The organism is Vibrio sp. 1CM2L, from assembly GCF_023161695.1.
GTDB lineage: Bacteria > Pseudomonadota > Gammaproteobacteria > Enterobacterales > Vibrionaceae > Vibrio > Vibrio coralliirubri.
In genome coordinates this window covers 791567-809814 of the sequence record NZ_JALNTT010000003.1, presented here as the reverse complement: position 1 = coordinate 809814, position 18248 = coordinate 791567, and the positions used below count along the sequence as shown (strand labels likewise).

Below are 18248 nucleotides of genomic sequence, written 5' to 3'. Positions count from 1 at the left end.
TCCTTAAAAAATTTAAAGGGGTGTAGTTGATACCCCATTAAACTCAACTTCTTAAATTGATGAATTCCTGACTTATCTATCAGGACTCATTTAGTCCACTGCGTAATTCATGTCGCACCTAGCTGATATTGCACCTAGTTAATATCTTGCGTAGCTCATATCGCAGTAGTTAATATTTTCACTAATGCCGTAAATTAGGCGATCTTTTGCGCCCATTGGCGACTTGCTTGTAACACCTGTTGCAGAGCAAATTCAAAAGCCTGTTGGTCTTTTTGGTAAGGGTCTGCAATAGTCCCTACGCTCCACTGCCCTAGCAATAACGTCTTATGCCTCGCGTTAGGTGCAATGGACGCCACCAAATCGATATGGGCAGGCTCCATAACCAAAATAAGATCACTAAGATCACACAATTCTTGAGTTAGCTGTTGTGCTTTGTGTTTATTAAGTTCTAAGCCATGATTCGCCGAAACGTCTTGCATCATAGAGTCTGCGGGTTGACCAATTAAGCCACTTGGCTCAGTCGCAATCCCAGCAGAAGAAACCACTTTGTTCGGCATTATCGCTTTCAATGACGCTTCACCTAGTGGAGAACGACAGATGTTACCCATGCAAACCACTAAAATTCGATTAAACATTGTGACTCTCTTGTGTAGACGTGTGGCGTTTGCCCGATGGCAATACAGATGACACCCCGACTAGCACCAAGACCATTAAAAACGTCATGGCATTAGCCGAAGGTTGAAGGTTAAAATCCACGGAAATGTGAATCAGCATGCCAACAATGGCCATGTAGCAGCCAAGCGCTGTCCCTTTCATTGTTTTACTACGGCGTTTACGCATGGTTTGAATCGTTTTATATAAAGCGACAATAAGCATTGTTCCCAACATTAACGTCATTGGTAAACCTGACTCCACTGCAAATTGCAAATACTCGTTGTGCGCATGATCGTAATAACCAATGTTCCAAAAACTGAACCTAGGAAATGTGGAATGAAAGCTACCCGCTCCATAGCCAGTCACAGGTGCCTGCTCAACCATTAACGTGCCCCAATCGACCACTTCAACACGAGTTTCTTTCTCCAGAGCAGTTTGCTCTAAGCGATCTTTTACTTTGGCTAAACCAAACAAAGACCCGACAACGACGGTATCTATCAAGACCAAGCTGATGACTAGTGCTACTAATGCACGCGGCTTTTGATTATAAAACAATAGAGCTGTGAATCCGCCAATCAAGGTAGCAGCGAAAAATGCCGTGTTGCCCATTCTAGAACGCGTCATTACAAGCGCGATAACCATCATGATTAGGCCGCAACGCACAACCATCTTGTTAGAAATTAACCCTGATACCCAACGTTGAATTCGAATATGCCAAGAACCAGAGGAGGACACATGAAGCTGTGAAACCAGTAATCCCGCACCTAAACATAGGCACATCATCATGTAGTTGGCTAAGTGATTTTTATAGATAAATGAGCCCGTTGCGACATCAGGTAGTCGAATGCCAAAAATCGGTGAAAACTCGAACCCAAACAACAACACTAACGCGCCGTAAACGGCTTGAAAGCAACCACTCAACAGCAAAGCGCTAAGCATCCATTTGATGCGTTTTTCCGTATTGATAAGCACGATAGCTAACACGATAAACAACAGGTAAACCAAGCCTTTAATTAGGCTGCTATATGTGCTGAAAGCGTCAACACTAATTCGGGCCAATCCTTGTGTATTTGTCGCTAAATGTACCTGTTCATAAGCCAAAGAAGCCATTGGCGATATAAACAACAACAGAGGTTCAGACATTGGCAATAGTTGCAATCCCGTCCAAAATTGGAAAAAAGCGATGGGTAAAAGTAACCATTTGAATTGGTTCAGGCGCGGAAAAGGGAATGCTTGCCAATGAGAACGAAAGCTCAGAACCGCTGCGATTAAAGTAGTGCCTACCCAAATTCCAGCAATGGACCATGCCCATATGCGGTTAGAGCCTAGCGGAATAGGTAACCAAACTAGCAATGTAAGTAAGCTATAGAAGCTAAAAGTATTCAAACGCATTAATCGTAACATTCTCATTGGAAAACAAATCGTGCCAATAAAGCCCGCTCCCTCTTGATATACAAAAGCTTGGTAGTGCGCAATATGACCGTTTCAGGTCATTTATCGACTACCCAATGCTATACATCAGTAAGGGCTGTGTGCGGGCTTTATACTGTTTTAGTTGCCTGAAACAGGTGAATCTTTCACAGGTTTTGTCGGCTCTGCACCAGGGAACTTCTTGTCCGTGTCAGGCCCTTTTGGTGTTTCGTCTTTTACTGGAGCGTCGTCATTGACTGGTGTGTCAGCGACAGGTGCGTCAGCAACTGGAGCCTCTTCATTGACTGGCGTTTCAACTACAGGTGTTTCTGCTACTGGAGCCTCTTCAACGGGAGCATCTTCGATAGGTGCCTCTTCAACAGGAGCTTCTTCGACAACAGGTACCTCTGCAGCAGGCGCTTGCTCTACTGCTTCAACAGCTTCTTGAACCTGAGTAGGGTCAATGCCAGCTTCAATCGCCGCTTCTGTAACTGCTTGGCTAGAAACACCCGCTTCAGCAGCTACTGTTGCTATAGCAGCAGCTTGTTCTGGTGCCGCTGCGATCGCCACAACCGATACGGCTTCAGCCGATTCTGGTTCAGCTGCTACTGCCGCTTCAACAATCGAAGCCGCTTGTTCTGGTTGCGCCGTTACAGCTGCAGTTACTACCGACTCAGCAGCTTCAGGGTTAGCCGTTACAACCGTTTCAACGATTGCTGCAGCCATTTCTGGGTACTGAGCGATCAACTGTGCAACTAGCTCTTCTGGTGTCAGCTCACTTTGTTCTACGATACCCACTAAATCGACAGATTCAGATGTAGCAGCATAAGTGACCGAAGTTGACATCGTCATACCAAGCAATGCGCTTAGCATAAATTTGTTTAACTTCATGTATATACCTCTTTTAAGAATTAAACAGCGTGAATTCTGCATCCACACCATGGTTTACCAAAGCAAGCTAAGCTGATAGCTGTTGCTTAATCCGATAAATTGAGAAAAGTTGATAGATACCTATTCCGATAAACAAACCAACCATGTTCGCGAGCCAGTCATTAACTGAAAATGTTCGCGTAGAAATAAAATACTGTGTCGCTTCGTCTAAACTGACTAACGTGACACTTAAAACAATGAGCGCGGCTTGCCGTCCACTAAAGTAAAAGAAGTGGCGTTTTGGCTTATTCGTCATACCAGCCCAGGAGGCACTAGCACCTAAGCAAACAGAAACCGCCAGATGCAAAACAACATCGCCACCCACTTTGTTTTCTAGCTGGACGATTAACCCCGCTAGAAGATCTAAAGATTTGGCCAACGAAGCCATTCCACCTAGCGCTAGCACGATCAAAAAGACTCCTACCCGCTTCCAGCTTGTTTGTCTTTGTTCAGAAATCACTTTGTTACTCTCAACAACTGTACTTTTTAAAACTGTTGCCTTGCTATACACAAAGAAACTTGTTCAACTCAACCATTTCAGATTCCTTTACATGCACGCGTAGTTTTGTCATTGAACGCAAGCAACCGACATGCACGTAGCTTCTCTGGAGAACGCGCAACAGTCGTGTTGATTTGCCAGTGATTAATACCATACTTGTTAGGCTCTAGCAGGTAACTCGACACCAATACACGCTGTTCGACATTTAGCCTCGTCCAATAAGCGAGATAAAACTCCAGACCAAACAAGGCAACAGGTCTTTCAAAGCGACCATTTTGCAAAGCAATTTCAAACGGCGCGTTAACTTGTTCAAATGACGCGCCATTCCGCCATTGGTATTCAGCCTCAGCAACAAACGCTTTAGCGTTCATGGGCCTGAGCAACTGTGCTTGTTTTGCTGTTGCTATCGCATCTTCAAACTTGTATTCGACACTGTAAGAATCATTTTCTGACCCAAGTTCATGAACTTGCGATGCAATCACTGCTTGGTATGCCGCCAACAATAAAAGACTATCCGGGTTATTAGTGTCCCACTCAGCAACCTTTTCCATCGCAGATTCTAGTTTGGCCAAATCAAAAACCGGCTGACTTTTTGTACTCTGACTTTCTTTATTCTCTAGGAAAGCGCTTAACTGCTTTTCTGCATCCAACACGTAAAAATTGGCCAGTAGCATTTTAGTACTCACACCAACAACAAAAGCCGACAGTAAAAAAATCAGGCTGATTCCCACGAAAACTTTCACTTTGTTTGCTCGTTCTTTTCTTTGTGCACTGCCAGCTTCAATTACTACTGGGTGTTCTTTATCTTGAATTATGGTTGTCAAAAGCAATGCCTTGTTTAATGCAATTGGTATAACTAAAAAGTAAGCAAGTGTTTAGTCTGTCCGGGCATCAGTTATCTAAACACTGGCTTACTAAACTCTCGACATAACCGGTGCGATTTTGAGCACAACTTTGTATCCAGTCGCTCTATTCCACACGCTTCAAAAACATGTTCTGGTAGCAATAGTTGGTTGCATCGATATAACCTTCAACGCTTCCGCAATCAAAGCGTTTACCTTTGAACTTATATGCAATGACACATCCCTGCTTTGCCTGTTTGAGGATCGCATCGGTTACCTGAATTTCACCGCCTTTACCCGGTTCTGTGTTTTCAATATGTTCGAAAATATCAGGTGTTAAAATATAACGGCCAATAATGGCTAAGTTACTTGGTGCTGTGCCGGGTTCTGGCTTTTCAATCATGTCCGTAACACGAATTAAGTCATCACTTAGATGCTCACCTGCAATCACACCGTATTTATGGGTTTCATGCATTGGCACTTCTTCCACAGCAACAATGGTGCAACGAAACTGTTTGAACAAACCAATCATTTGTTCGAGTACACCCTTCTCTGGGTTTACACACAAATCATCGGCCAACAACACAGCAAACGGGTTGTCACCAATCAACTCTTTACCGGTTAGAATCGCATGTCCCAATCCTTTCATTTCGCGTTGGCGAATGTAGGTAAAGTGGGCAGAATCGATAAGATCACGAATTTCATCCAACAGCCCTTCTTTTGTGGTGCCGTGAATTTGGTGCTCGAGCTCGTAGTTCTTATCGAAATGGTCCATCAACGAATTTTTTCCGCGACCCGTTACAATCGCCATACTCTGCATCCCTGCTTGTATCGCTTCATCAACCCCATACTCAATCAATGGTTTATTCACGATTGGCATCATTTCCTTAGGCATTGACTTTGTTGCTGGTAAAAAGCGAGTTCCGTAGCCAGCAGCAGGAAACAAACAGTGTTTAATCATTAAAGGACCTTTTGTGTACCTAGTACCCATTATGGATAAAGTATTTCATCAAACATACCTAGCATAGGAACATCCAATATTTGAACTTTTATATTCCTAGCAGACACCTAGGATCAATAGGTCGAGATTATACGTATCAAGTACCAAGTACGCAATGGTAAATTCATTCTATACCATTATGAATACTGATTTAATGAACGCTTTATTCATTAATCACTTACAACGGGATTAATGAATAAAGCGATCCACAATTTGAATTATTAGTCTATTCGAAAACGCTTAATAAACTAGACTCTAATTCAAAATTCAAACCAGTTCCTTTTTAAAAACAAGAACATTGATTCAGTAGACGCTGCACACGAACTCGCTCTATCGCTTGAGTATCAAAAGAGTGGAGCATTTGGTTGGTGTTATTACATTGATGCGTCTTAACCTGGATAAATATTTGAGCATTGCGCAATGTAGACTGAAATGCGTGATACCCAGGAGTCGCTAGCCCTTTCTGTAGGGTCGAGGCCGACAAAGCTTTAGGGTAAGCATCTACCATTAAATCCAATAACTCCCTATGCTTACCTGCGGCCTTGGTAAACTGTTGAATTAATATCTGCTTCTCTTCTTCTATTGATAATGAATAAATCACAAAACACCTTCCCTGTATTCTTTAACATTGATTGATTTCTACGGCTAATGTCGTGCTATTCGGTATCCTCATCGGCTGATAAATCAACACTGTTTAATGCTTGATCATTTGCTCGTTTTTCTTCAATCATTGCCATAATCCGACTTTTCATTGGGTGTTCCGGATTCTGTTGTGCGTACTCCGCAACCAAAGTGTCAACATAACGAGGCGTGTTGTTTCTGCCTCCCTTTTTTCTTTTTGATTCCTTCTGAGTGATTATGCGTGCAGTAATAACACCGCCATACTGTGCGGAATTTGCCTCCTCCTCCGTGTAAATCTCGTCACCGTGTTTTTTTAATGCACAAGTTTGATCGCCATGATTCATTTCGTTGCGCTTATCAGTTACGCAGTTATTGTCGGTTCGATTCCTGCTGCTCTTTCTTACAGCAATATCCGTTTCAACGTTGATTTTCGATCGAGACATTGCCTCAGATTTTTTACTGTGGCTTGATATCTCTGGTTCCTTTTCTTCACACTCTGCATAACCATTTTCAATATGACGATCATCGAGTAGATGAAGTTGATACAGATTACTTCGCTGCCTACCTCTTTTATCAAAGCGCTTTATCTTCTCTACAAACCCTAAGCTTTCTAACCGTTTGACGTGATCTTTAACTGTTCTCTCTGAAATCTCACAATACTTGGCCAAATATCGATAAGAAGGAAAGCACCGCCCGTAGTTATCCGCATTATCGGCTAACTTAAGTAAAATCAATTTGCTGATTGGTGAATCCGTTCTCACCAGCATGAATTCTGTTATTAACGAATGACTCATCACCCTGCTCCATTTATGAAAGTTAATGAATATCTAAACAATATCTTTCAAATTAGGGGCAAAAATAGGCCTCATAAACCTGTAACAAAAAGTACGCTGCTGCATTTCTCACATCATTTGTCGTTAACCCATCATCGTGATCATAAAAAATGCGGCGCACTTAAAATAATTTAAGCTGGCTTTTATTTGAAAAACCCTAACGAACTATTCGCGATTATGGTTATCCGCTCATTCAGTAACATCCTTAAAACGCGAACGTACTGGCTAAACCACGTACTTACAGATCGGATGCACTGTCCATTTCACTAGTTAGGAGCTATTTATGTCACCAGCCATTCGGCGATTTATTCATACTTTCAATCACGACAGTCATTCATTTCCACTTGATCAAGCACATTGGAATTCTCATTCGCTTGGGTATTCACCACACTCTATCCACTCCCCCAAAAACCACGACTTAGAAGATGAAGCGAGTGATTTTATTTGGTTGGTCGTGAAAGCAAAGCGCCAGCACCCAGTAGGATACGCCATCGCTTATGTGTGGTTGATAGACCACAAACATCACCAATCATCGGTTTTGTTAAGGGAGGTGTTCTGCAAATTTGGTAAACGAAACAGGCAAGATCAGAAAGTAGAAACAGACGTAAAGATTAGTGCAGGGGTTAAAGACGAAGTTGAGGGTAAGCCTAGAATTGAAATGAGGAGCGAGCTAGAAAAATGGCTCAATGATCAAGCTTATGTGTTCTTTGGGTATTTAGAACACCTAATGTTGAAAGAGGTAAACCTTAGTGGCTAATAGACTCAACAAACGAAACCAACCACTTAGTTTTGATTGGATCACAGTTCATTGCAGTGCAACACCACCCAACATGAACATAGGCGTAAAAGAAATTCGACGTTGGCACAAGCAACGCGGCTGGAGGGACATTGGATATCACTGGGTGATTACCCGTAATGGAGAGTTACAAGTCGGCAGGCCAATAGATCAAATGGGTGCCCATGTGAAAGGATACAACCGCCATAATATTGGTGTGTGTTTAATTGGCGGTTACAACGAACATTTAGAGCCACAAGACAACTTCACCCTCGCGCAGCGTAAAACCTTGTTTAAGTTCATTAGTGAACTGCAAGACAAGTTCAAGATAACCGATGACAAAGTGTTAGGCCATAACCAATGGAACCCAACTAAAGCCTGCCCCGTCATTGGGCTTCATTCGCACAGTGATCCAAACAGTATGAACGCATTTCAGTAGTTTTAAGGAAGAAAAGAAGGTAGGAAATGGATTCAATACAGCAGACAAACATAGGAGCATGAATGAATTTGCTAGGACAAATCTTTGGAAGCCAATCGATGTTAGAACGAGGCTTAAAAACCATCACTCAAACAGGAGACGCGATGTTCTTTACCGATGAAGAGAAAGCCAAACACAAACTTGCCCTTCTGCGCGCCTATGAGCCATTCAAACTAGTACAACGTTACATAGTATTGCTATTCACCGTCCCTTACGTTTTATTGCATTCGTTTGTTGTGATTGGCTGCATGCACGGTTACGAGTGGCAACCGATTGGAGTAATGATCAACGAAGCCTTTGGCTATCCTGTTCTAGCTATTATTGGATTATATCTGACCGGCGGCGTTTTACCCAAAAAGAAATAACCAGTAGTTTCCTAACATCGATGAACGAGCACGCTAGCGTCATTCACAACTAACCTCCCCCGTCATTCCTTACAGTGAGGCACGAACGTGATAGGGAATCTCGTTTTGGGTCTGAGATTCCACATACCTCGTCCCTCGGTTCTGGAATGACGGCCATTTGAGCTCCTATGCCAGTTGTTACAATTCTTGAGGATGAAAGCATTGTAAGCGTTTATTCTATTCTTCATTCCTTACATCGAGGAACGAGCACGCTAGCGTCATTCACAACTAACCTCCCCCGTCATTCCATACAGTGAGGCACGAACGTGATAGGGAATCTCGCTTTGGGTCTGAGATTCCACATACCTCATCCCTAGGTTCTGGAATAACGGCCATTTGAGCTCCTATGCCAGTTGTTACAATTCTCGAGGATGAAAGCATTGTAAGCGTTTATTCTATCCTTCATTCCTCACATCTAGGAACGAGCACGCTCGTGTCATTCACAACTAACCTCTCCCGTCATTCCCTACAGTGAGGCACGAACGTGATAGGGAATCTCGCTTTGGGTCTGGGATTCCACATACCTCGTCCCTCGGTTCTGGAATGACGGTGGAATTACCAAACAACCCTCGTCGTCATTTATTACGACAAAGAACAACAACCACTTAATTCAGATCCAACGACCCTAACCCGTCATTCCCTACAGTGAGGAACGAACGTGATAGGGAATCTGTTTTTTGCTAGCTAGTACTTATTTAATGCCATGAGTGCTTCTGCGTTTGGTAGTTTTACGAGTAACGTTGAAGGGGGAACCATGAAACAGCCTGCGATTTACATATTATCTAACAGCTCTAGTTCGATTTTGTACATAGGTGTTACTGGAAACCTTTCACAAAGGATCTGGTTACATAAGACGGGAGAAGTCGAGGGCTTCACTCAGAAGTACAATGTTCACAAGTTAGTTTATTTTGAAATCTTCGAAGACTTCAAATCTGCGATTGAGAGAGAAAAGCAGTTAAAGAGATGGAATCGTTCATGGAAGGAGGAACTGATTAGCGAGCGGAATCCGAGTTGGCGAGACCTATACGACGATATATTGTGAGATTCCACATACCTCGTTCCTCGGTTCTGGAATGACGGTGGAATTACCGAACAACCCTCTTCGTCATTTATTATGACAAGGAACAACAACCACGTCATTCAGCTCCAACGTCCCTGGCCCGTCATTCCCTACAGTGAGGAACGAACGTGATAGGGAATCTCACTTTTACCCGTTAGTTCGAATAGTAATCCGTTAGCACTTGAATAAAGCTCTGCTTATCCGCTTCTGGCAACACATTAATACCAGCAGCCGCTTTACGCCCACCGCCTGTTTCAAAGCCTGAACATACTTCATCAGCCCCTGTTCTATTCGACAAAGGAGCACGTAAACTCACCATGTAAGATTGACCATCTTGATTTTGCGTTAACACAGCCTGAGCACGGTTCGGATCTTGGTTAACGATCTCATTACCAAACACACCGCTAATACGCCTTGCCCATGCCTCACTCGGCAATTCAAAAACGCGCACCGCATCGTTCTCGTGAACGGGTGCAAGACTAGAGACTTGCTGGTAATCACTTTGATAAGCCACACGTAAACGGTAGAACACCGATCCTTCATCGCTTAAAAGATCAAATGGATTCGGGTATTGATAAAGCGTTTGGTAAAGCTCAACAGGTGTAAAGTGCAAATCACCCAGTGATGCTCCATAACCGTTATAGTTAACCAAAGTACCCAACTCTTCCAAGAACGCGATTTGTAATTCATCAAAACCGTTTTCAATCGCAAGCTGATTAGCAACCGCTTTAAGATTGTCACCAAAGGCCGCAGCAATCGCCCACGCCACATTCTCACCATTGAGTTTTTGATTGATTAACAAACTAGTACAGCACTCTGGCGCGGTATCGATTAAGGTTTCAAGGTATGTAGAATCAGGCACTTCACCAGTACGATGGTGGTCACAATAAAACACATCGACTTTTGCATCCAAAAGCGAACGCAACGCGTCTTGGTTTTTCTCCATCGATACATCTAATACCGTGACAGACGAAACATCCTTTTGAGCGACTACTTGAGAAAGCAACTTAATATCACGCTTAACACCAGTAATAAGCGCACTTTCTTTTGGCTTACTTAAGCGCAATTGCAACAACGCAATAATGCCATCTGCGTCTCCATTAAATACATCGTAGTGCATTGGGGTTCCTTTTCTTCTCTAAATCGATTTAGACATAAACTTATAGTTGTATTTTTACAAGCGACTGCATTTCACATCAATATCATGTTGTTAGGTGATATAACACGATTGAACAAAGCCGATACTAAATACAACCAAATGAGCGCTTAGATATAGCCACGTTCAAGCAACACTTCTACTACTTGCTCACCGCATTCCTCAATACTCTTACCCGCCGTTTGCACATGGATCTCTGGATTCACAGGGGCCTGGTATTCTGAATCAATCCCAGTGAAGTGCTTAATTTCACCTTTACGAGCTTTCTTATACAAACCTTTAGGATCACGTGACTCACATACTTCTAGCGGTGTATCAATAAACACTTCTAAAAACTGCTGCTCCCCCAACAAATCACGTACTTGTTGGCGGTCTGAAATAAATGGTGATATGAATGCCGTGAGTACCAAAGTACCAGAGTCGACAAACAACTTTGCCACTTCACCAATACGGCGAATATTTTCGATACGGTCTTCATCACTAAAGCCCAAGTCATTGTTTAAACCATGACGGACATTGTCACCATCAAGTAGATAACTGTGTTTGCCCAATGCCATAAGTTTCGCTTCAACGGCATTAGAAACCGTCGATTTACCAGACCCACTTAAACCTGTAAACCACAATACCGCTGGCTTCTGCTGTTTGAGTTCAGCTCGTTGTTGATGCGTTACAGTGGCATTGTGCCAAACCACATCACTCGATTTTTCTGTTACATCTGTTTTTTCTTGATATGGACTTGTCATTAATAACCTTTATAAAAAACTGAACACTTCGCACTAATTCCCCGTCATTCCAGAATCGAGGAACCGGATATCTGGAATCTCATACCACAAGCGAGATTTCCTATTACGTTCGTCCCTCACTCTAGGGAATGACGGTAACTAGCACAAAAACTTTAAAACAACCGTCGAAAACTCGAAAGCAACCGTCATCGAGATCCTAAAACAGCCGTCATTCCAGAACCGAGGAACGAGGTACCTGGAATCTCAACCACAAACGAGATTCCCTATTACGTTCGTCCCTCACTTTAGGGAATGACGGTAACTAGCACAGAACTTTAAAACAACCGTCGAAAACTCGAAAGCAACCGTCATCGAGCCCCTAAAAAACCGTCATTCCAGAACCGAGGAACGAGGTATCTGGAATCTCAACCACAAACGAGATTCCCTATTACGTTCGTCCCTCACTTTAGGGAATGACGATAACTAGCACAGCAACTTTAAAACAACCCTCAAAAACTCGAAAGCAACCGTCATCGAGACCCTAAAATCCCCGTCATTCCAGAATCGAGGAACGAGGTATCTGGATATCTCAAACCACAAACGAGATTCCCTATTACGTTCGTCCCTCACTTTAGGGAATGACGGTAACTAGCACAGAAACTTTAAAACAACCGTCGAAAACTCGAAAGCAACCGCCATCGAGACCCTAAAATACCCGTCATTCCAGAACAGAGTAACGAGGTATCTGGAATCTCAAAACACAAACGAGATTCCCTATTACGTTCGTCCCTCACTTTAGGGAATGATGATAACTAACATAGAAACTTTAAAACAACCGTCGAAAACACTAAAGCAACCGTCATCGAGACCCTAAAACAACCGTCGAAAACCCAAAGGCAACCGTCATCGAGCCCCTAAAAAACCGTCATTCCAGAATCGAGGAACGAGATATCTGGAATCTCGAACCACAAGCGAGATTCCCTATTACGTTCGTCCCTCACTCTAGGGAATGACGAACGCAAACATCTACCCAACTTACCTTACCGTCATCCCCGAGAAGGAGGAACGACTGAATCGGGGATCTCTTAATATCCACCTAAAACGGAGAAACCACCGGAATCATCACTAACGCAGTAATGGAATACACAATCGAAAGCGGCAGCCCCAGCTTCACATAATCCTTAATTGAATAATTACCCGCCGAGTACACCATCAAATTCGTTTGATAACCAAACGGCGACAAAAAACTCGCACTTGCACCAAAAGCAACCGCCATAACAAACGGCATTGGATCGGCGCCATATTGCTGCGCTGTCGCAAGTGCAATAGGAAAAATGATCGCCGCCGCTGCATTATTGGTGATTAACTCTGTAAGCAATAACGTTGCCAAGAACACACCAATATACGCGCCGTACACACCATATCCGTTAGTCGCAGCAAGCAAACTACTACTGACGGTATCCGCTAACCCACTGGTTTGCATTGCATGAGCTAAGGCCAATGCACTGCCCACAATCACAATAATTTCAAACGGGATACGACGACGGACGTATTGAACATTCAAGACACCCATTACCACATACGCACCCAGCAAGATCAGTAAACCTTTAAGCAATGGAAATAAACCAATAGCCGATAACCCAATTGCAGCTGCAAAACCACCAAGTACCCAACGAGACTGAGCTTTAGAAAGCGTCTGCTGCTCACCTGAATGATTGCCAAAGTCAGCCCCATCAAGGAAAACAAAGTTACGCTTTAAGTTATTCCTATCTTTAAAATCATTCCCGATAGTCAGAAGCAACATGTCACCCGCTTGCAAAACGGTATTACCCAAGCCACCGCTTAGCTTTTGGTTACCACGGCGAATACCAATAACAGACGCATCAAACAGAGATCTGAATTTCACTTGTTTAATCGTTTTCCCCACCACGACCGAATCTGCCACGAGTATCGCTTCAACTGTTTGGCCAATGTTCACGTCTTGCTCACTCACAGCGCCTAAAGTTTTCAAACCTTTAAACTGTTGCAAAGTTTCTAATGCATCGACATCACCGCTAAACAACAACCTGTCATTTGGTCGCAGAACCTCATTGGGTGATACAGGCGTAATAACACCGCCCTGGCGAATGATTTCACTCAAATACAAAGAACCCAAATCGCGCAACCCGTTTTCAAAGACCGTTTTGCCAACTAATGATTGGCCGTTAACAAACACTCGAACTTGGGCTTCAATAAAGTAACTCGTATTTTCTCGATGTTGCTCTTTCGTATTACTCGATGGAAGCAAAGGAATACAACACAACAAACAAACTAAACACACGCCGACTACTACAATCGCCACAGGCGTAGTGGTCAACATAGAGAACGGCGCTAACCCTGCTTCTTGCGCAAAGCCAGAGACAATTAAGTTAGTCGAAGTACCAACCAACGTTAACGTCCCCCCTAAGATAGAAGCATAAGAAAGAGGTAATAAATACTTGCTGGCGTTGCTTGGTAAGTTCTTCTTTATACAGCCCATTAGCGTTGCCACTACCGCCGTGTTATTGGCAAAAGCCGAGGTAAAGCTGCTAACTACCAATAATTTAACGTAGTTCGGGACAAACTTGCCATTGAACAACGATGCCCCTAAATGGCGCACATGATAGGTTTTCTCAATCGCGAAACTACAAATGATCAACACCATCAACGTCATTAAAGAACCATTGGTAAAGCCATCTAAATAAACCGTTTGGTCAACTGTGCCAATAATAAATAATGCAGCTCCAACACCCGCAAACGCCAACAACGGACGTATATGGAACACAACTAAAGCAATAAGCAACGCTACAACTAATACAGCGATTAATAATTGAGAATCAAACATACACCCAACTCAAAGCAACTGATCAACAGTTAAACCTTTCTAAATACGTTCAACGTATTAAAGCCTAAACGTTTCTTTACCATCCAAACCGCCAACAAGTTCTGCGTTGCCACAGAAGTAGCTGTTGCATAGGCTGCGCCAATTAAACCAAAATGACTGGTTAAACCAAACGCCAACACAATAGCTAGTGGCCCAGAGAACAACACAACATTACGCATGTCTTTTTCATGGTCTGTCATGTTAAGCAAGTAACCTACAGAACCTGTAATCACGTTAATAAACTGGCCTATCGCTAGTATTTGCAATAACGGAGCTGCAACCTTGTACTCTTCACCAAACAAACCCATTAAAAACTCAGGAAAGAAGATCATAAATAGCAGAACAGGTGTAGCAAGTAGCATCATTAATCGACTAGATAAGAGTGATAGTTTTTCTACTTCCATTCTATTACCTTGACCAAAGGCTTTCGCAAACTTGGGAGCGACGACTAAATTAACCGCAATCAATACAAAACTGGCTAATGTTGCTGTGCGCTGAGCCGAAGCAAAAAATGCAACATCTTGACTAGAAAGAAATCTAGCCGTGGCAAAGTGTCCAGCCCACGCTACACATTGCCCCATAGCCGTTACAATAAATAATGCAGTAAGACTACTTTTCAACTCTTTAGAAAAGGGGGCTTTGAGATCAAATGTAGCACCATTCTTTTTAAACCAGAGCACAGCACCGCAACACACTGCAAAGAAAACACATAAAAAATAAAGATAAAACAATGAATTAAATGATTGGGTGAACCCATAAAAAACCAATAACAAAAGAAGAGTTATAAAAGAGAGTTGAGTCACAACATTCTGTACAGTACTAGCCCAAACAGCCTGTTGCCTACCTTGTAGCATAAATGAAAACATCTGTTGAAAAGCAAATAAAAACATACACAAAGCAATTAAAGGTAATAACTCAGGGAGCTCTGGCAACCCAAACAAATTGGCGATTTGATTCGAAAAAACTAAACTAATCGAGAACAATAGTGCAGACAATATAAAAACTGTTCTAAGAAGTACTGACACTGTTTGATTGATTCGCTGCCAACTTAAACCAAAATCAGCACCTATCACTTTTAGTAAAATGTTCAAAGAACCGATAGTTAATAGTCGTCCACCAGCTTGAGTTAACGCTAACGCGAAAAAGAAAACACCGGCATCATTAACTTCAGTAGTATTTGTGACAACTAAGCTCATCAAAAAACCCGCAGCAGCACCAAAACCACGAACGACAAACACCTGTAGCGATTTGAGCATAAGATTCATTTAGTTGTAAACCCTAGCAAGCTTGCCGATACCGCAATACTTATAACTCACTGAGTTGTTGAACAAAAACACCGACTCGCCAGGTTGCAACGTTAATTCTTCATTACCGGACTTAATGGTGACACGGCCTTCAGCACAGAACAAAATTTCAGGCCCACGAACATACTGGGTTACTTCATTTTGTTGAGCCTCAAGAATATCAAATGCAAAATCATCAACAGGGATTGGATAACTCAACTTTTGATCTTTGACGATTGGTTGCATTCGAATTGTTTGTGGCTCAATAGGCTCGAACTTTGTGTTATCAATTAACTCGTCTATGTCAACGTGCTTATTGGTTAACCCTGCTCGCAATACATTGTCTGAACTCGCCATGACTTCTAGAGCTGTACCTTCAACATAAGCATGAGGCGTCTCGGCGAACAGGAACATAGCCTCACCCGGCGCAAGCTCAACCGTATTAAGTAGCAACGGTGCAAACAAACCAATATCACCTGGGTAATGAGCATCAAACGCTTCGCTATAATGCAGCGCTTCACGAGCAAGCAATGTTTTAACAGGCTTTCTGTATGATGCTTGTAACTCAGCGATTGCTTGAGTCTTTTTATCGCCCTCTAACGTCATAATTGCAGTAAATAATGTGCGTAAACCGTTTGCACTGCAGTCTTTTTCAAATGCAGTAACATATTCACTTAGCTGAGGAACATTCACTTCTTTAAACAACGAGACGATCTGCTCTAACGGTCTAAAGCCGTTCATCGCTTTATAAAACGTTAAAGCGTAGACTAATTCCGGTTTATGGTTTGCATCTTTGTAATTACGATTTAGTGCAGTTAACGAAATACCTTCCTCGTTCTCACGCTTAAAGCCTAATTCCGATTTTACTTTGTTAGGGTGAACTTGAATGGATAATGGCTTCTCTGCAGCTAACACCTTGAACAAAAATGGCAGCGCACCAAAACGTTCCGCTGTGTAGCTACCTAACGTAGAAATCTTGTCTTGATCGATAACTTTAGAAAGCAACTCACCTGTTTCAGAAATAATGGAACAGCCCGAGTTATGCGCTCCCATCCAAATTTCGGCTTGAGGTTCGTTGTCGGGATTAGGGCGACCAAACAGATCATGAATAGCAGTTCGACTCCCCCATTCATAATTTTGCACCGTATTTTCTAATTTAAACAAAGACATTTAACACCTATCAACTATAAATACCAAGTACGTTATCTATTTAAAACCAAGCTGAGCAGAACTTGTTGAACCAGGCTCTATACTTGCAACCGCGCCTAGGACTTTAGCGACAACAGATTTTGCATATGAAAAGTCACTTGCTTCTGCATAACAGCGGAGCTCTGGTGCGTTTCCTGAAGGACGCAAATGAACAATGTCTGAATTAGAGAGAGTGATACGTAATCCATCAGTATTATCAACATTCACTACTTGTGGGTTATCAAATCCAAGTTCGCTTAATAACACTTGTGAGTCTTGATTGCCTTTATCTATCAAAGCGACACTTTTCTCTGTAGCAAAGTTTTGAATGCGATCGCTGTGAGCAAAACGCTGTGGCAGATTTGAAACCAGAGATTCAACGCTCGACGTTTTTGCCGCAGCAAGCAGCATTAAGGCAGGCAGTACAGCATCGCGGGTCGGCAGTGCTTTTAATATTTTACCGTTAATCTCAATATCGCTTCCTAGCAAGTAACCGCCGTTCGCTTCAAAGCCCGCTATCGATTGATATGAACGTGCAAGCGGTTCAAATTCAGCAATTACGTAAGGTGAGCCAATACGTGTTTTAGATACCTGTTTGAACTCTGGAGACTGAGCAATAATAGTGTTGCAGCTAACTGGAATAGCCAGCGCTTCAATATTCATCTCTTTCGCACACAACAAACCTAAAATATCACCACGCAACCATTCGCCTTTTTCATCAGCGACTAACGGGCGATCACCATCACCATCGGTTGAGAAGATAAAGTCAAGGTTGAACGCTTTCGACCACTCTCTTGCTTTGTCTTGGTCGGCTTGTGCTACGGCTTCTGTATCGATAGGTACAAATTCATTAGTACGCTCCAACGAAACAACTTCTGCGCCCAATGACTCAAACAAACCTTGGTATAAGTCGCGCCCTGCGCTTGAATGCTCGTAAATACCTATGCGTTTGCCTACCAGTAAATCATCTTCAAACAGTGAAGTATAACGTTCAACATAGAGTTCTGCCGCTTTCGAATTAATCACTAATTCTGGCAACTCTGATAATGAAGAAAAAGCCACATCAGCGTTTAATATTACTTTCTCGTCAGCCTTCGTGATTTCCCCATCAGGACGATAAAACTTAAGGCCATTTCGATCAAAAGGAATGTGGCTACCAGTCACCATAATACAAGGAATGTTATCTTGCATAGATACGTAGGCCAACGCTGGGGTTGGAACCACACTGTAATAAATAGGCTCAATACCTAACTGTAGTAACGCCCCAACACACGCTTGGGCCATTGCATAACTACTTGGGCGGTTATCAATCGCAATTGCAACTTGCGTAAAGCTAAAGCCTTGTACCATTCCGCTAATAAACGAATGCGTAAACGCCGCACAAACTTCCGGCGTAAACTGCTCCACTAAACCGCGAGCGCCACTCGTACCAAACTGAACGCCAGACTCTTTGATAACTTGAGATGTAACTAAATGACTAGAGTGCTTCAT

Annotated in this window: 17 protein-coding genes and 1 pseudogene; 4 read left to right on the top strand and 14 right to left on the bottom strand. The window is 42.8% G+C overall.

Annotation, left to right across the window (positions count from 1 at the left end):
• Window positions 1–194 precede the first annotated feature (194 nt).
• From MSG34_RS13680 to MSG34_RS13645, 8 genes and pseudogenes are all read right to left on the bottom strand, one after another.
• Window positions 195–635: a low molecular weight protein-tyrosine-phosphatase gene (locus tag MSG34_RS13680; RefSeq protein ID WP_050645225.1), complete on the bottom strand. Its 441-nt coding sequence runs from the start codon at window positions 633–635 to the stop codon at window positions 195–197.
• Window positions 628–2046, bottom strand: a complete 1419-nt coding sequence (locus MSG34_RS13675) for an O-antigen ligase family protein (protein ID WP_248337931.1) — start codon at window positions 2044–2046, stop codon at window positions 628–630. The genes MSG34_RS13680 and MSG34_RS13675 overlap by 8 nt, the downstream gene beginning before the upstream one ends.
• A 159-nt stretch (window positions 2047–2205) precedes the next feature.
• The gene (locus tag MSG34_RS13670) at window positions 2206–2955 is read right to left on the bottom strand and encodes a hypothetical protein (RefSeq protein ID WP_050645227.1); all 750 of its coding nucleotides are present in this window, start codon (window positions 2953–2955) and stop codon (window positions 2206–2208) included.
• Between the two features lie 67 nt (window positions 2956–3022).
• Window positions 3023–3454, bottom strand: a complete 432-nt coding sequence (locus MSG34_RS13665) for a VanZ family protein (RefSeq protein ID WP_248337930.1) — start codon at window positions 3452–3454, stop codon at window positions 3023–3025.
• 77 nt (window positions 3455–3531) lie between these two features.
• Window positions 3532–4317, bottom strand: coding sequence for a hypothetical protein (locus MSG34_RS13660; protein ID WP_248337928.1), 786 nt, complete (start codon window positions 4315–4317; stop codon window positions 3532–3534).
• Between the two features lie 145 nt (window positions 4318–4462).
• Window positions 4463–5296, bottom strand: coding sequence for a UTP--glucose-1-phosphate uridylyltransferase GalU (gene galU / locus MSG34_RS13655; RefSeq protein WP_248337926.1), 834 nt, complete (start codon window positions 5294–5296; stop codon window positions 4463–4465).
• A gap of 322 nt (window positions 5297–5618) precedes the next feature.
• Window positions 5619–5936: a hypothetical protein gene (locus MSG34_RS13650; protein ID WP_248337924.1), complete on the bottom strand. Its 318-nt coding sequence runs from the start codon at window positions 5934–5936 to the stop codon at window positions 5619–5621.
• 550 nt (window positions 5937–6486) lie between these two features.
• Window positions 6487–6750: pseudogene (locus tag MSG34_RS13645) on the bottom strand (helix-turn-helix domain-containing protein); the annotation flags it as partial.
• A gap of 322 nt (window positions 6751–7072) precedes the next feature.
• Here MSG34_RS13645 and MSG34_RS13640 point away from each other — a divergent pair.
• The 4 genes from MSG34_RS13640 (at window position 7073) to MSG34_RS13625 (ending at window position 9488) form a co-directional block, all read left to right on the top strand.
• A complete protein-coding gene (locus tag MSG34_RS13640) occupies window positions 7073–7546 on the top strand; it encodes a hypothetical protein (protein ID WP_248337922.1) in 474 nt (157 codons plus the stop codon).
• Entirely contained in the window at window positions 7539–8003 is a 465-nt protein-coding gene (locus MSG34_RS13635) for an N-acetylmuramoyl-L-alanine amidase (RefSeq protein WP_248337920.1), read from the top strand. The genes MSG34_RS13640 and MSG34_RS13635 overlap by 8 nt, the downstream gene beginning before the upstream one ends.
• 62 nt (window positions 8004–8065) lie before the next feature.
• Window positions 8066–8407, top strand: a complete 342-nt coding sequence (locus MSG34_RS13630) for a hypothetical protein (RefSeq protein ID WP_102463789.1) — start codon at window positions 8066–8068, stop codon at window positions 8405–8407.
• Window positions 8408–9149: 742 nt separating this feature from the next.
• A complete protein-coding gene (locus MSG34_RS13625; RefSeq protein WP_348983361.1) occupies window positions 9150–9488 on the top strand; it encodes a GIY-YIG nuclease family protein in 339 nt (112 codons plus the stop codon).
• A gap of 172 nt (window positions 9489–9660) precedes the next feature.
• Here the strand turns inward: MSG34_RS13625 and MSG34_RS13620 are convergent, their stop codons facing one another.
• The 6 genes from MSG34_RS13620 to MSG34_RS13595 form a co-directional block, all read right to left on the bottom strand.
• Complete coding sequence (locus tag MSG34_RS13620; RefSeq protein WP_248337916.1) at window positions 9661–10626, bottom strand: DHH family phosphoesterase; 966 nt, start codon at window positions 10624–10626, stop codon at window positions 9661–9663.
• Window positions 10627–10772: 146 nt separating this feature from the next.
• Window positions 10773–11405: an adenylyl-sulfate kinase gene (cysC, locus tag MSG34_RS13615; RefSeq protein WP_248337914.1), complete on the bottom strand. Its 633-nt coding sequence runs from the start codon at window positions 11403–11405 to the stop codon at window positions 10773–10775.
• A gap of 1075 nt (window positions 11406–12480) precedes the next feature.
• A complete protein-coding gene (locus tag MSG34_RS13610; protein ID WP_248337913.1) occupies window positions 12481–14247 on the bottom strand; it encodes an SLC13 family permease in 1767 nt (588 codons plus the stop codon).
• A 29-nt stretch (window positions 14248–14276) separates the two neighbouring features.
• The gene (locus MSG34_RS13605) at window positions 14277–15551 is read right to left on the bottom strand and encodes an MATE family efflux transporter (protein ID WP_248337911.1); all 1275 of its coding nucleotides are present in this window, start codon (window positions 15549–15551) and stop codon (window positions 14277–14279) included.
• Entirely contained in the window at window positions 15552–16739 is a 1188-nt protein-coding gene (manA, locus tag MSG34_RS13600; protein ID WP_248337909.1) for a mannose-6-phosphate isomerase, class I, read from the bottom strand.
• 36 nt (window positions 16740–16775) lie between these two features.
• Entirely contained in the window at window positions 16776–18248 is a 1473-nt protein-coding gene (locus MSG34_RS13595; protein ID WP_248337907.1) for a phosphomannomutase, read from the bottom strand.